We start from the raw sequence: 14638 nt of genomic DNA, 5'->3' as shown, positions 1-14638 counted from the left end.
CCTGTACGGGTATCCCATGCTTCTTCGGGAACAGACCAGTGCAGATACGCAGATCATGCAGAAGAACATGATCGTGCTCCAGAACGATGTGAAAAGCCTGACGTTCAAGACCGTTCCTTACAAGGAGACCATGCTGAACACCGGTTCCGGGTCGCTCACGGTCTATCCCAGCGATCCTTCCATAACGGCAACGCCTTTCGCCCTCGTCTCCATTCGCGATGCAAGTACAGGTGCGGTGTATGTCAATAATTTCCGGCCCGGCGAGCTCCGATATTCATCCACTGCCTCAGGAGTTCACGTTTCCCTGCAGAACGGTGCGGTTGTTACGAAGAACATGGTAGAACCCGGTTCTGCCATGCTTGCCCAGCCCCGGTGGTTCTACGATTCCACGACAAACACCATGGTTGTCAACCTGATCTCGTTCAACAGTTCAGCCCCGATGGCGATATCCGGTGTGGGGAATGTCCAGATGAGGATCAACAGTACCAATTTCTCCCAGATTTCACCGACCGGCAATACCGTCTGCCTGAAATACGATTTCCCGGTTCCATCACAGGATTATTCCCTTGCCTGGGACAGCTATTTCGTGAATGCCCTGAAGATGACCAAAGGCGCGGGAGGCGCCTGTACTGCAGATGAATACCGCCTCCCCGTGAGCTCAGGCACTCTCGTGCTCAAGGAATACCAGGTGGATATTGTCTCTCTGTAAATTTTCTATTCTCTCCCGTTTTTCTCCAACCCTGTCAGATTCGCTTTCCCCGACAGCGTCTATGTTTCGCTTGAGAGAGATGATATCTGTTTTTGCATAGGCCGGAAGAATAAGAATTATAGTCCTGTCTCCCTGAAACAGGAAGCAAGGGTTGGTTTTCAGGATAGCTTGTTCATGGCACGATCTTCGCGATCGGGATCTCGAGGATGTCCTCGGCCCCGCAGGCCTTGAGCTGCGGGATGAGCTGGTTGACCGCACTCTTCGGAACAACGGTCTGGATGCTGTAATACTCGATCCCGTGGAGCCGGCTGACGGTCGGTTTCTTCATCGCGGGCAGCGTGGCCACGATCCGCTCCATGGATGCCGTGGGGACATTCATCGTGAGCAGCACCTTGTGCCGGGCCTCGATAACGCCGAAGAGGAGGGTCCGGATCTCCTCGATCTCGCGCCGCTTCTCACTGTCCGCCCAGCTCGCTTTGTTGGCGATGATGGCCGTGTGGGACTCCATGATCTGGCCGATGATCTTCAGCCCGTTCTTGCGCAGGGTGGTCCCGGTCTCCGTGAGGTCCACGACCACGTCCATCAGGTCCGGCACCTTGGCTTCGGATGCCCCGTACGAGTGGAAGAGCTGGACCGGGATCTTCAGGTCTTCGAAGAACTTCCGGGTCAGGGCCGGATACTCGGTGGTGACGCGGCTGTCCGGCCGGATCTGGGTCACGTTCTCGATCGGCTCGTCGCGGTGGACGGCGACAACGATCTTGACATTCCCCTCACCGGTCTTGCTGTAGGAGAGGCTAGCCACTTGAACAACATCCGAGCCGGTCTCGCGGATCCAGTCAAGGCCCGAGATGCCGAGGTCGAAATATCCCTTCTCCACGTAGGTCGGGATCTCCTGCGGGCGGAGGATCTTCACTTTCCCGATCCGCTTGTCAGCGATCGTGGGATTGTAATCGCGGTCCGTGCGCCTGACCTCAAGGTCGGCCTCTTTGAAGAGCTGGAGCGTCTGGGCCTCGAGGCTGCCCTTCGGGAGTGCGATACTGATCATACCCTGTACCATTGCGGCTGAAAACCGATAAAGGCGAAGGGTGGGGGGTCAGGGAGCAGGCAGGGATACGCTGCGGCGGGCCTCAGTCAAACGTATGGACAACGAGACCGCTCAGCAGCTTGGGCTCGAACCATGTGGACTTCGGGGGCATGACCCCGCCGGCATCCGCGATGGAGAGGACGGTCGTGACCTTCACCGGCTGCATGGCGAACGCGAGCTGGTACTTCCCGAGGTCCACCAGTTTCTCGAGATCGGCAACCGGTCGTGCGCCTCCGAGGTACTGGAGCCGGGGATCCCCGCGGGGATCGGTGATCCCGAGCAGCCCTTCGAGTACGTACGTCTGGAGCACGGCTACATCGAGAGCATCGAGCGGTGCAGCATTCTTCTCGAGCGGCCGCGTGCACTCGTACCACTGGCCCCCGAGATACATGTGCACCACATGATAGCGCTCCGGTTTTTTGACCTTTGGCTGGATATTGTATTCCGCACCCCTGACATTCCCGTACGGGACCACCTCGAAATATTTCGCGAGTTCCACGAGGAATGCCGACGGGGAATACTGCCCGAGATCCGTCAGCAGGCGGCTGTACCCGTGGATACGGACGCGGTCCTGCGCAAACATCACGCCCATGAACCGCGTAACTTCCCCATCGGCAGGCAGCCCGGCGGCAATCCTTCGGTCCGCAAGGTTCACGGACGCCTTGGCCCGGTGGTGGCCGTCGGCGATATAGAGCGCAGGGACGGAGAGGAAATGGGTCTCGATCTTCTCAAGGACAGAAGGATCCGTAATCCGGAAGATCTGGTGGATGCCCCCCTGGTCTGCCCGGACCTCTGAATCGGGAGCAGTTGACGGAGTGATCAGGGAGTTTAAAAAGGAGAAGATACCGCCCGTATCCCTGTAGAGAAGGACAACGGGGCCGTTATGGGTCTTTGTCGCTTCGATATGGAGGGTGCGGTCCTCCTCCTTGTCGTACCGCGTCTGCTCGTGCCGGCGGATTGTCGCGTTCCGGTAATCCTCCACGTCGAGGCAGCAGCAGAGGCCAAGGAATGTGTCGCCGTTCTGCCGCACACGGTAGAGATACATCCCGGGCTCTTTGTCCTGCTGCATGAGACCCTGCGAGAGCAGGGCAGTATAGTTCCTGCGTGCCCGTTCATAGACCTGTGGATCATGCGGGGGGACCCCGGGCATCTCCGCGTCGGACCTGCTGACCCGGAGGAAACTTTTTGGCTTTTTTGCAATGATTGCCCGAGCTTCCTCCGCGGTCACGACATCATAGGGAACCGATGCAATATCCTGTGCCGCCCCGCGGTCAGGCCGCACACCTGCAAAACGATAGATCTTCACCCGAAACCACACCCGGAAAAATGTCCCCGGACTGCTCACAACATTGGACGTTATCCCTTATATTTCCCGTCGCTTGGTCCTCTGGAGGCAATACCAAAAACTATGTTGTGAGAGCGCTTCAGATCAGTACTGCACAACCGCGCAGGAACCAATCCATGATCCGGCCTCATGACCTGGTGACCTATCCCCTGCCGCAGATCCGGCACGCCGGTCCTGCGGATATTCCGGCGATCGTCGCCATCGAGAACGAGTCGTTTGCCGACCCGTGGGACCAGTCTGTGTTCCTGGAAGCGCTGACGTATTACCCCACCACGTATTTCGTGGCCGTCTGCGACGGGGCCGTTGCAGGTTTTATCGTTGGCGGCCTCGAGGATACGGGAGAGAACATCTACGGGCACCTGTGCAATCTCGGGGTCAGCCCGAGGTACCGGCGCCGCGGTATCGGGAAACTCCTAGTCCGCAGAACCGAACACCAGTTCGCCCTCGAGCTTGCCACCGGTGTCCAGCTCGAAGTGCGGGTATCCAACACCAATGCCCAGCGGTTTTACCAGCGCATGGGGTACCGCCCGGTCTTTGCCATCGACCAGTACTACGCCAATGGCGAAGACGCCCTTGTCATGATGAAATGGTTCCGGTTCTAATCCGGTCCCCTGTGCGCTCCCCGGGTTTCGTTTCCGGTCCCGAGGCATCCCGTTCCGGCACCCGTTCGCCTGAACGCAGTCCTGTTTCATGCGGGAACGGCAGGTAAATATGGCAAATGTTTTTCCCTGTAATGATGACTAGTGTGGGATTGATTTCGGAACAAGTGCATGCCGTGTGACCAAGAACAAGATCCCCCCGGACCCCTCTCCCGACGGGAATGGAACAGAATTCCCGTTTCCCGACCCTGAACGCCAGCAGCGGGACATAACTGACAGCATAGAACACCACCACCGCCCGCACGACCCTCTTCCCCCCATGGGCGAGTTCGGCCTGAAACGCGGTATCCAGCCATGGATGGCGAACCTGATCGCCATCGGCGGTATCATCGGGTCATGTTATTTTCTCGGCACCGGGTATCTCATCTCCCAGATGGGCCCGAGCGTCATCCTGCTGTATGCCCTCGGCGGCCTCATCATCTATACGGTGATGCAGTCGTTTGCCGAGCTGCTGGTCAACGTGCCGCGGCAGGGTAATTTCATCAGTTACTCCGCCGAGTTCATCTCCCCGACCTGGGCCGTCGGGACCGGCTGGAGTTACTGGTTCAACTGGTGCGCATATATCCCGTCGGAGGCTGTTGCCGGCGGCATCATCATGCACGTGTTCGTGTCCGAAGTACCGGTCGTCCTCTGGGCCATCGCGTTCCTGCTCATGATCACCATCCTGAACCTGATCCAGGTCGGCGGGTTCGGCTGGGTGGAGAGCTCGCTTGCCATCGTCAAGATCGCGCACAACGTCATCTTCTGTATCGTTGCAGCCCTCATCGTCCTTGGTCTTATCGGTTCAGCGGGATTTATCGGGACGAGCGTGGTATTCCCGCCGAACGGGAACCTGTACGACGATATCTTCCCTGCGGGCTGGTTCATCCTCATTGCCAACATGGCCCTGATCCTCGTGAATTTCCAGGGCTCGGAGATCGTGGGCCTTGCAGCCGCCGAGACGCAGGACCCGAAGAAGACCGTGCCGAAAGCCTGCCGGATGGTGGTCCACCGGATCATCCGCGTCGATATCCTCCCCATCCTCTTTTTGATCCTCATCATCCCCTATGCCGAGGCCGGGCTCACCGACAGCGTCTTCTCGACAGCGCTTGCCAATTACGGTTTTAAGGAGGCTGCGGCAATCCTCTCGTTCATTGTCCTGACCGCGGCGTTCTCCTGTGCCAACAGCGGGTTCTACGGGGCGGTGCGGGCACTGTACGGCCTCTCGCTCGAAGGGATGGCGCCCCGGTTCCTCTCGAAGCTCAACCGGCACTGTGTGCCGATGGTCGGCACGCTGATGACCCTGGTATGCTGCTGGCTGGTCCTCTCCCTCTGGTGGTTCACGAACGGCGAGGGCCAGCTCTATATCTGGCTCCTCTCCGTCTCGGCATTCACCGGTGCGATCTGCTGGATCTCCATCTGCCTGGCTCAGGTCGTGTTCCGCAAACGCATTTACGAACGCGGGTACACGGATGCCGATATCATTGCGCCGGCCCCCCTGTCACCATGGATGCCGGTGCTCATAGGCGTCGTTCTCGAGGTCATTGCGCTTGTAGTACTGGCATTCAACGAAGAGCTTGTGGGATCGCTTTACCTCTCGATACCGGTGGTATTCGTGCCGATGATTGTTTACTGGGTCGGGCGGAAGACCGGGCGTATCAGGGGTATCAAGTTCCTGAACCCGGACGAGAAATCCTTCGACGAATTGTTCCCGGACAAGCGGGGGAAACTGTAACCTTTTTTTCCGTTCCCTGAAGAACGCATGAGACCCACGCTCTTGGGGGCTCCGCTATCGCTCTGCCCCCGCCGCTGTGGCAGCCCCCGCCTTGCGATAGTCACTCAGAAGGTTAATCGGTGAACGCATATGAAAAGGCGATTATCGACGACTGTATTGCGCCCCGGCCCTCTCTCGGAGGCCTAGGGGTAATAGGCGGAGGCAGCATGCGGGGCAGGTTTTTTTGACCCCCGAATTTTTTTGGGGCTCCTTATACGGCCATGCTCCACGGTCTGAACGGTCATCAGACCGTGAAGATAAGAAGAATCCGAAGGATTCTTCGCGGGGCGAGGGTCGACAGACCCCGAGCGCCCGTGGCACCGTCACTATTTTAACGGAGAGCCGATTTTTCAGTGATTTTTTTACCTGTAAAAAAGTGAAGTATTACCCCCGCCCCAGCTGCTGGTGGGCGCGGGCAAGGTGCTGGGCGGCAAGGGCGCCGAGGAGCGAGAGTTCGCCGGCAAGAACCGCGGCGCCGATGATCTCGGCGAGTTTCTTTGCGTTCGTGCCCGGGGGGTTGCCGCTCCCGGCAACGCCAAGCAGCTTCAGGCACTCCTGCTGGGTGTCGACTCCGGTCCCGCCGCCGACCGTGCCCACGGGAAGGGATGGCAGCGTAACTGCCACGTATGCGCCGGTCTCCGTCTGGTCAACAGTTGTGATGCAGGTGCTGCCGTCGATGGAGTGAGCGGCGTCCTGGCCGCAGGCGATGAACATCGCGGCAACGACGTTGGCTGCATGGGCATTGAATCCCATTGCCCCGGCCCGGGCTGAACCTACGAGGTTCTTGCGGTAGTTCACCTCAAAGAGCGTTTTTGCATCGGTCTTCAGGATCGAGCTGATCTGGTCGTGGGTGAGGGCAATCCCCGCAACAACACTCCTGCCCCGCCCCATGATCGCGTTGATGGCCGCGGGTTTCTTGTCGGCGCACATATTGCCGGACAGGGCCACGAGACGGGCTCCCGTTCCCTGGGCGATCAGGTCGCCGACCTTTGCGCTCGCAATAGTGACCATGTTCATCCCCATCGCGTCCTTGGTGTCGAACTCGAGGCGGACAAAGACGCTGGTGCCGGCAACGAAGGTGACGATGTCGGACAGTTTCCCGTGCGACGTCGTGCTCTCGGCAGCAGCCCTCAGCTCGTCACGGTGGGCCGTCACCCAGTCGCAGACCTGCACAGCATGGGCCACGCTGTCCGTGGCAAAGACCGGGGCCCGGGTCATCCCGTCGCGCAGGAGGCGCACATCTGCCCCGCCTGCCTTCGTGATCGCGCTGCACCCCCGGTTGACCGAGGCCACGAGTGCGCCCTCGGTGGTGGCGAGCGGGAGCCAGAAGTCCCCCTGCGCATGGCCGCCTTTGATCCGGATTGGGCCGGCAACGCCGACCGGCACCTGTACGGTCCCGATCATGTTCTCGCAGTTTCGCTTTGTCACGCGCTCGACATCGATGGAGAAGATCCCGATGTTCTCAAGCTTTGCCCCTGTCAGCTCCTCGATGTACTCGCGCCGGACCCGGATCGCATCGATCGGTGCGAGTTCCCTGTCGAGTTCATACAGTCTGAGCGACCCGTCCCTGAGTTTATTGCGAATGATGGTATCCCTCTCGTTGTTCTGACCTGCCTTTGCACCGCTGCCCCTGCCACGCTGGTGCCCGCTGTCATCAGCCATGATTATTGGTTAGGACGCAGAGTAATATGATACACGTGGTCGGATGACGGTCGGGCAGTGGGGCATCAGGGTGCCGGCACGGCAGGGGGAGGCGATGCGTCAGGCGCTGATACGGGAGGGCGCGCTCGATACGTTGCTGAAGGTCCGGCGGGAGGGGACCGATCTCATCCTGCCAGTCCTTGCAGAACGGGAAGGGGCCGGCAGATATGAGTTCGAGGCACATGCAGGCCGTGACCCGCTTCCCCGCCACGAGCTGGTTGGCGGGATCGCCATCCTGCAGGAGGACGACCCGGCCGGTGCTGAGAAGATCCTTGCCTCGCGCCCGTCGCTTCATACGGCAGTCTATGCACAGGGCGAGGTGAGCGGGGAGTACCGCACCCGGGAGCTGAAGATCCTTGCCGGAAAACCCACGACGCGGACGGAGGTGACCGAGCACGGCCGCCGGTATACCGTTGATTTGGCCGGTGCCTACTTCTCCGCCCGGCTCTCTACGGAGCGGCAGCGGATTCTTGATCAGGTGCAGGAGGGCGAGGTGATCCTCGATATGTTCGCCGGCGTCGGACCGTTCGCGATCACGCTCGCTGCAAAGGCATCAGTGATTGTCGCTGCTGATCTCAATCCCCGTGCGGTTGAACTGATGCTGGAGAATATCCGGAAGAACCGGGTGGAGAATGTTGTCCCGGTGCTTGCTGATGCCCGCCGGCTCGCTGCTGTCCTGTCGTGGAAGTTCGACCGGATCGTCATGAACCTGCCCCTTGCCGGCACGGAGTTCCTGCCGGATGCTTTCCGGCTCTGCCGGCCGGGCGGGGCGATTCATTTCTATGCGCTGGTCTCTACTGAAGGAGAGCACACCGCGAGGATACAGGAACTGGGCGGCACCGTGATTGCCGAGCGCACCGTGCGGTCATACTCGCCCGGGCAGTGGCACGCTGTGTATGATATTATCAGAGACCAGAACTGATTCGGGCTCCTCAGCACACGGTTCACCATACAGGACGGCAGACGGGTGGGAAGTATGACCTCTTTTTGGGCATGGAAAATCCCGGACGAAACATTTTTCATGCCTCCGGCAAATCCGTCACTGATGATATTCCATGCCCCGTTCAGCTGGTCCCCGTCATGCGGACAGGCTCACCGGTAAAATCCTGTCCGTCCTCCTCCTTTTTTGTGTTCTCATCATTCCTGTCATTGCGATCACCCTTGTCCAGACCGCCGGGACCCCCGTCGTGATCCAGACAACAACACCCGTGCCGACACCGATCGGAACGGTCCAGACCGTGAAAACACCAGCAACGGTTGCGACCACAACCCCGGCCCCGACACCCGTTGCAACCCTGCAGCCAACGCAGACGATGAAACCCCAGACCACCGTGACAACGGTGAAGATGACAACGGTTGCCACCCTGGCGCCGACTGCCACCATGGTCCCGGCTTCTCCGGCCCAGACCATCCGGCAGACATACACGCCTGTCATGACGGGTTCACCGGTCATCGTGAAAACCACCCCCCTGACGACCAGAACGGCTGCCGGAACGCCCCGGACCACCACCACGGTCAGCGGCCCGGCCGGGACGCTTCAGGGTATGGGAACAGGGACCCCCGCGGGCGGGATCGGCGGCACCCGGCCCACACCCTCCGCCACAGGTCCGCAGCCTGCTGCCGGCGGATCAGGAGCCGGCGCATCGCCAGCAGGAGATTCTCCGGCACTGGCAGCAGCGATTGCCGGCACGTTCAACCAGTCCCGGCTGCACCATGGATTGCTGGAGGACGTTTACCTCACTTCGGTTGGCACCTCGCGTGCTTCCGCAGCCGGGGCAGGAGCCGCGTCTGCCGGTGCAGATCTCTATGATGCTGACGTCACCGCGGTGAAGAAGGGTGACCTGCAGAACAACTGCCCGGATGATACCATCCGCATCAGACTCCGCGGCATGGATCCTGCAAGCCCGGTTGCAGGAAAGATCGCAACGGGCGGCACCCAGCTGGTCTTCTCCGATCCTTCGATCAGGACGATCAATATCGGGAACGGCATGATGACGATCGAATCCCTCCGGCACGTGAAGCTGTTCGGGATCCTTGACCTCGGGTATACTGAGGTATCGACCATCTCCCCGGAAGGTCCGGTCAAGATCGACCGGCCCTTCTGGGCCGGGCTGCCGGGCGCACAACCGCAGGCGGCCGTTTCCGGCACCGATCCCTGCGCGGGACCGGCTATGGGCCGGCAGGGCTCCGGTATAACGCCGGGCGTTACACCGACACCAGCTCCTGAATACCAGACCAGCGAAGTAGAGATAACCTGCCCGTGCGATCCGGTCTGCCAGCCCGGGGCGTACCAGAAGTGCCATGACGACTGCCTCTCGCAGTTTTCCGGTGAGTACCTTGAGTTCCGGTTCGGGACCTACTGCAAAGACCGTTGTTATGTATTCGATTACGAATGCTGCTTCAATTCCTGTATGCACAACGGCACGGATCCGTCACGGCTTCCTGATCTTCAATATGCCGCACGGGAAACGGGATGCAATTCAGAATGCCGGGAAAAGCTGTTACAATCGATACTGAAGGATGCAGCAGAAGATCAAACGGATAATGTATTTCAGGTGACGAGAGTGTAAATGACTACACTCCTCTGACGATTTTTTACGGAAACGAGATCCGTTCCCTGTATCCATGAAAAAAGTTCACTCCAGCGGCACGAACTTCGTGCCATGGTGGATGATCCCGCTCCCGTCGCGGGCGGGGGTCCGGCGGAAGACACTTTTCACCCGCATGCCGGATGAGTGTGCGTATGCAATCATCTGCATATGTATATGCGCCGGGCGATGTTCGTACCGGCCGATGCATGTTCAGTCAGCATTGGGGGGACCCCCCCTATCATCACGTGAGGGGGGGGAGGTACCCCCACCCCCTACCTCCTGTGCAGGAACGAAGACGAATTCCTGCCCGGCCCGGCACCCGCCTCACCGGCGTAAATACCGGAGAAGCAGTCCTTTCATGAATCCAGGGGAGGAGGGGTACCCCCGCCACCTTTGAACCGGGAACCCCCCTCACCCCCTCTTCGCTGTCCGGCAGGTGGGGGGGTGGTACCCCTCCCCCCCTTCTCAAACATGAGTAACCGACCGGATCCTGAATGGGTATAGCCGGGGTTTTGCGGGGAATTCCCGACGGAATATCCTGTTGGAGTCCTTACTCTGCAATGAGTAATAAGGGGCTGTCCGGACAAGCGGGAGGGGGGAGGTACCCCCCACCACCCTCGCTGCCCCCCGGGGGGGTCCCTCCCTTCCGGTTTTTCTGCGGGTGGGGGGGGAGGGGGTACCCCCCCTCAGTGTTCAGGCAGCTGAAGCAAAATCCAAATCGCCCGGCATTCCATGATTGTTTACGAATGCCATGATCCCGAACACCGAATGGAAAAAAGCATATCTCTCCCTTGGAGCAGCCATATTCTTCTTCCTTGTCTGTGTCCTCTCGTATACGACCATCGAGGGTATGAGCGGCGGGTACGCGATCGCGTTCGTGGCGTTTTTCCTTTCGGTCAGCAGCGTTGCCGTTGCCCTGCTCTTTGTCACCCGCGCCCGGGTCATGGATGCGATCCTGTCTGATCCCGCCCCGCTTGTGCACTGGACGTACCCTGAGGAGAGCGCACGCGAGAATGCCGGGCGGGAATACCGCGAATTCCGGGAGAGGAACCGCGCGATGTTCATCCTCATCGGGGGCATGCTCGTGGTCGTGGCGCTCTTCTTCCTCATCTTTGTGGAAGACGGCGGGGCGGAGACCGCGCTTATCCTTCTCGGGGTCACGGTGCTCCTGTTCGTGGTCTCGCGGGTGACGCCATGGCTTGAGCGCCGGCGGGCGCAGGGTGCTCCGCACGAGGCGATCATCACCCGCGACGGGGTTGTATACGAGGGATCGGTCTACCCGTTCCGGACCTTCCTCGTGTGGTGGCACGGGGTCACGCTGCGGGAGGCTGGCAGGAAGGGGCCGGCTGCGCTTGTTTTCTCGTTCACCCAGCTCGCCGGCCGGTTTGTGATTCAGCCGTTCGATGTGGTTGTGCCGGTTCCGGCTGGCGAGGAGGAGACAGCGGGGCGGGTTGTACGGGAACTGGGCAGCTGAACAGCATCTGATTAATAATCGGACATGACAACCCGTTTCTGTCTCTTTACAATACCGTCGTGTATTCTTTGGGAATTCAAGCGTGAGAGAGCAACAAAGACTTCTGCTGAGGTACCGAAGACCGGTAATTATTTTGTCCAGAAATTCTTTCGTAAAAACACTCAAAAAAAGTGGATATCATTTCTCTCTGAGATAACCGGTGTCCGTACTATACACAATATTATTATCCTTGTCCATTCTCCAGAACAGGTTGTCCCAGCTGTTCGGATCTATCGTCATTCCGGTAGTAGAGATCTGCCAGCCGTCGGGATACCTGATAGAACCTTTAATACCTTTTGAAACACAGCCAATCGGAATAAAGCCACCTACCTGTATCTGTTTCCCCGATGACCCTGCGTCAAGGTTCGAGATTGCTGTCAAGTTTGTACCAGTGCCATTGTTTTTCGTAAAAGTCACGATTAAGGTATCCTCTCCGGCCTGCTTCAGCTTGGTATTCCAGTAACTCTCCGGGCAGCTGGTCTCAACCTCGTTGTTTTCCCATGCAGTCTTGTTCCATTCGCACGGCCCGCCGTTCTGCTTCCTGTATGGATCATAGTTTTCGTACAATACCACAGGAACCGACATTGCGTCACCGGGTTTCAGCGGGGGGAGGGGAACGAGTGAGGGGTAGAAAAGACCTTTGGAATCGGTCACGTTCAGGAAGAGCCGGTCGGTATACTGGTTATTGGGATTTTCAACATAGACCAGGACACTTGCAGGATGGACCGAGTTGAAGATCGGGTCGGGGATCTTGTCGTTGCAGGTGAACTGCGGATTCATGAAGCATCGGCCCTTCCCGGCTCTTGAATCCATGATTTCCTGCTGTCCCTTTGATTCGACAAGTTGTTCTCCCGCTTCTTCTGCTTTACCCTGGATCTCCTTTTTTACATCATCAGGGACATAGTCCTTATACACATCCACTATCAGCGTGTACTCTGCACCGACACCAAGCTCATCTGCAGCAAGCTGCGCCAGATACGAAGCCCCCTCTTTTGCCAGCATGTCCGCCGTCGGGATTGTTGGTGGGATGCCGCAGGCTGCCATTGCGCATTCGAGGGCGGTTGCGAGAACGGTCTCACAACCCTTGATCTCTGAACATTTCATCTCACCGGCAGTGACCGAGTATGACAGTATCACTGATGCCAGCTTGACGACCGTTTGTTTCATCATGTTCCACAGCTGGGCGTTTTGCGACACATACCAGCTGAAGTAACCCCAGATTGACTTGAAGAAATTGATGACGCTCTGGAGCCATCCCGAATCCTTCGGAGACTGCTCCAACTGGATTACATGGTGATAGTCGGGGGGCATGAACTGCTGGTTTGAAGGAACGGCAACCGAGACCCAGTGGGTTATGTAGGGATCGGGTGTCTTGGTGATCATGGGTTTCATATACCAGATGATCCGGGCGGATGGTGGTTTTACCATGAAATCTGATGTGATAGTGGGGCAGGCCTTCGGGCGTGTGACCGTCACCTTCACCGGGATTGACGGGAAACCCACCTTTCCGCTTTTAAGGATCGGGACGACCCGTACATAGTACTTCTGGTCGCCCCCGCTGATCATGGACTCGAGGGGCGTGGGTGAGCGGAGTTTGTCACAAGCCACGCACGTCAGTTTCGTCCCCTCGTTGAGATTGAGCATCTCGGACTCAGTATGCTCCCCCTCCAGGATGGTCATGATGCCGGATGGGACTGAAGTGTTGATGAATCCCAGACTCATGTCCTTGAAGGTGACCGCACTGGAGGTAAAGGGAATCCTGCTTGCCTGTACAGGCTTTACCTGACCTCCCGGGCCTCCGGTCAGCTCCATCGTTGCAATACCATCAAAATACGGGGGATCCCCTGCATTCTGTTTTGCAGCTCGCGCGAAGTCGATCCTGAAGTACTGGAAACCGTCCTTATCCGTTTGATAAGGTTTTACATTTCCCGATGCTACCAGCCCCGGGATATATTTATTCTGCCAGTGCACAACATCGTTGGCAAAGTTATACCGCGAAACCTGCCAGATAAAGAAATCGGGCTCCTCCTCAGCGGTGTATAAACGGAAATTACCCATATGGATGGATTCTGTATCTGCTATTGTGAGAATTGCAGAATCCGTCCAGAATGGTACTCCCCGAAAATCCCCGTAAAAGTAACTCCGCTGGTTATTATCATTTGCATCTGTTTCAATCAGAGTCCACGTGATGGGTCCGATTTTATCCATCGTATAAGCGGGATTGTAGGGGGAGTCAGAACCGAGAAGCGGGGAGTAGCTGAATTTTCCTATCTGGAATATTCTGCGGGAGAGGACCTCCCCGGCCTGGTGCGACTGGCCTTGAAGCGAGGTGTTCTCGTTCAGGATCACTTCGGACTTTGGCAGAACTGCAGGATCCGCTGCTACAGCGTCCCTGACGGTAATACCTGATGCAATGGTATTGGTCGTCACTGTCGGTGTCGTTGTAACCGGCATCTGACGGTAAACAGGAGAGGTCGTGATCTTTAACGGTGCGGCAGGCGCCAGTGTCCACGTCTCCTCCAGAAACCCCCCGCCCGGAATGATGACCGTCTTTGTATAATCCTGGTACCCGTTCAGTTTCAGTGTAATCGTATGGCTGCCGGTCGAAAGGGTGCGGAGCAGCACAGGTGTCGTGCCCTGGAGCACTCCGTCAACGTAGACCGATGCGCCTGACGGAACACTGTTCAGCTGGAGCGCTCCGAATGCTGCGGTTGTTGTCGCCGGGGCAGCCCTGGCCCCGGAAACGGTTGTGGGGACGGTTGTTGCATGCGGGTCCTTGAAGGTGGCTGGCAGTGTAACGAAAAGGATCGCGCCTGAGCCGCCTCCCGGTGCGCTGTCAGCGCCCACTCCCATGACGGGAGACGGTAGCAGCATCATGAGGATACAGAAAAGGATGGGGATTGCAAAACAATGCTTTCTCATGGGATCACCAGAACCGCACAATCCGGGATCCGTTGGACAGATGCACAGGATTCTGCCCGGTCCCATTGGTCAGTCACATCGTACGACAGCGGTGAAAGACTGCACCGGAATGCAGCTCCCCTTCTGGATATCACATCCACACAGCGAACCATGGTAAACGGAGGGATATTTTTCATCGGCCATAATAGCCATATGCCAGCCGATATTGTACAGCAATATGAATCGGTGGTGCATTGTGACGAAAAACCTGTACAGCAATCAGGGATACAGGACCGGAAGACCATGGGATCCGGTTGCCTGATTATGTGTCAGCAGGCCGTCCGCCGGGGATCTGTAGCTCACGAGAATACAATCCGGCAAC

Annotated in this window: 11 protein-coding genes; 6 read left to right on the top strand and 5 right to left on the bottom strand. The window is 58.2% G+C overall.

The genetic code is table 11. The annotated features are described in order from the left end of the window. Positions 1–709 (top strand): hypothetical protein (locus tag A4E33_RS14585; protein WP_292349229.1); only part of this gene is annotated, 709 nt, incomplete at its 5' end. A 172-nt stretch (positions 710–881) separates the two neighbouring features. On the opposite strand, the gene hisG is transcribed toward A4E33_RS14585, so the two are convergent. Then, positions 882–1754, bottom strand: a complete 873-nt coding sequence (hisG, locus tag A4E33_RS14580; protein ID WP_292349228.1) for an ATP phosphoribosyltransferase — start codon at positions 1752–1754, stop codon at positions 882–884. An 82-nt stretch (positions 1755–1836) separates the two neighbouring features. Continuing rightward, a complete protein-coding gene (locus A4E33_RS14575; protein ID WP_292349226.1) occupies positions 1837–3099 on the bottom strand; it encodes a DUF1015 domain-containing protein in 1263 nt (420 codons plus the stop codon). A gap of 155 nt (positions 3100–3254) precedes the next feature. Here A4E33_RS14575 and rimI point away from each other — a divergent pair, with 155 nt between their 5' ends. After that, positions 3255–3740, top strand: coding sequence for a ribosomal protein S18-alanine N-acetyltransferase (gene rimI / locus A4E33_RS14570; RefSeq protein ID WP_292349224.1), 486 nt, complete (start codon positions 3255–3257; stop codon positions 3738–3740). A gap of 175 nt (positions 3741–3915) precedes the next feature. Further along, complete coding sequence (locus A4E33_RS14565; RefSeq protein ID WP_292349222.1) at positions 3916–5511, top strand: amino acid permease; 1596 nt, start codon at positions 3916–3918, stop codon at positions 5509–5511. A 423-nt stretch (positions 5512–5934) separates the two neighbouring features. On the opposite strand, the gene hmgA is transcribed toward A4E33_RS14565, so the two are convergent. Continuing rightward, positions 5935–7212, bottom strand: a complete 1278-nt coding sequence (hmgA, locus tag A4E33_RS14560) for a hydroxymethylglutaryl-CoA reductase (NADPH) (RefSeq protein WP_292349220.1) — start codon at positions 7210–7212, stop codon at positions 5935–5937. Between the two features lie 43 nt (positions 7213–7255). Between hmgA and A4E33_RS14555 the strand changes: the two genes are divergently transcribed. Continuing rightward, positions 7256–8173, top strand: a complete 918-nt coding sequence (locus tag A4E33_RS14555; protein WP_292349218.1) for a class I SAM-dependent methyltransferase family protein — start codon at positions 7256–7258, stop codon at positions 8171–8173. Positions 8174–8306: 133 nt separating this feature from the next. Continuing rightward, positions 8307–9821 (top strand): hypothetical protein, encoded by a 1515-nt coding sequence (locus A4E33_RS14550; RefSeq protein ID WP_292349217.1) that lies wholly within the window; start codon positions 8307–8309, stop codon positions 9819–9821. 66 nt (positions 9822–9887) lie between these two features. Here the strand turns inward: A4E33_RS14550 and A4E33_RS14545 are convergent, their stop codons facing one another. Then, complete coding sequence (locus tag A4E33_RS14545; protein ID WP_292349215.1) at positions 9888–10010, bottom strand: hypothetical protein; 123 nt, start codon at positions 10008–10010, stop codon at positions 9888–9890. Positions 10011–10593: 583 nt separating this feature from the next. Here A4E33_RS14545 and A4E33_RS14540 point away from each other — a divergent pair. Beyond that, positions 10594–11316 (top strand): hypothetical protein, encoded by a 723-nt coding sequence (locus A4E33_RS14540; RefSeq protein WP_292349214.1) that lies wholly within the window; start codon positions 10594–10596, stop codon positions 11314–11316. A 177-nt stretch (positions 11317–11493) separates the two neighbouring features. On the opposite strand, the gene A4E33_RS14535 is transcribed toward A4E33_RS14540, so the two are convergent. Next, entirely contained in the window at positions 11494–14232 is a 2739-nt protein-coding gene (locus A4E33_RS14535; RefSeq protein ID WP_292349212.1) for a PEGA domain-containing protein, read from the bottom strand. Positions 14233–14638 lie beyond the last annotated feature (406 nt).

Origin of the sequence: Methanoregula sp. PtaB.Bin085 (assembly GCF_002067035.1) — an archaeon.
Taxonomy (GTDB): domain Archaea; phylum Halobacteriota; class Methanomicrobia; order Methanomicrobiales; family Methanospirillaceae; genus Methanoregula.
Note: the sequence above shows the minus strand (reverse complement) of the source record. Positions and strands in the feature narration are given on the sequence as shown.

Excerpts from the sequence above, each read along its gene's own strand:
- hisG (WP_292349228.1), bottom strand. The coding sequence starts at position 1,754 with ATGATCAGTATCGCACTCCCGAAGGGCAGCCTCGAGGCCCAGACGCTC.
- hmgA (WP_292349220.1), bottom strand. The coding sequence starts at position 7,212 with ATGGCTGATGACAGCGGGCACCAGCGTGGCAGGGGCAGCGGTGCAAAG.
- A4E33_RS14540 (WP_292349214.1), top strand. The coding sequence starts at position 10,594 with ATGATCCCGAACACCGAATGGAAAAAAGCATATCTCTCCCTTGGAGCA.
- A4E33_RS14545 (WP_292349215.1), bottom strand. The coding sequence starts at position 10,010 with ATGCAGATGATTGCATACGCACACTCATCCGGCATGCGGGTGAAAAGT.
- A4E33_RS14550 (WP_292349217.1), top strand. The coding sequence starts at position 8,307 with ATGCCCCGTTCAGCTGGTCCCCGTCATGCGGACAGGCTCACCGGTAAA.
- rimI (WP_292349224.1), top strand. The coding sequence starts at position 3,255 with ATGATCCGGCCTCATGACCTGGTGACCTATCCCCTGCCGCAGATCCGG.
- A4E33_RS14535 (WP_292349212.1), bottom strand. The coding sequence starts at position 14,232 with ATGATGCTGCTACCGTCTCCCGTCATGGGAGTGGGCGCTGACAGCGCA.
- A4E33_RS14555 (WP_292349218.1), top strand. The coding sequence starts at position 7,256 with ATGACGGTCGGGCAGTGGGGCATCAGGGTGCCGGCACGGCAGGGGGAG.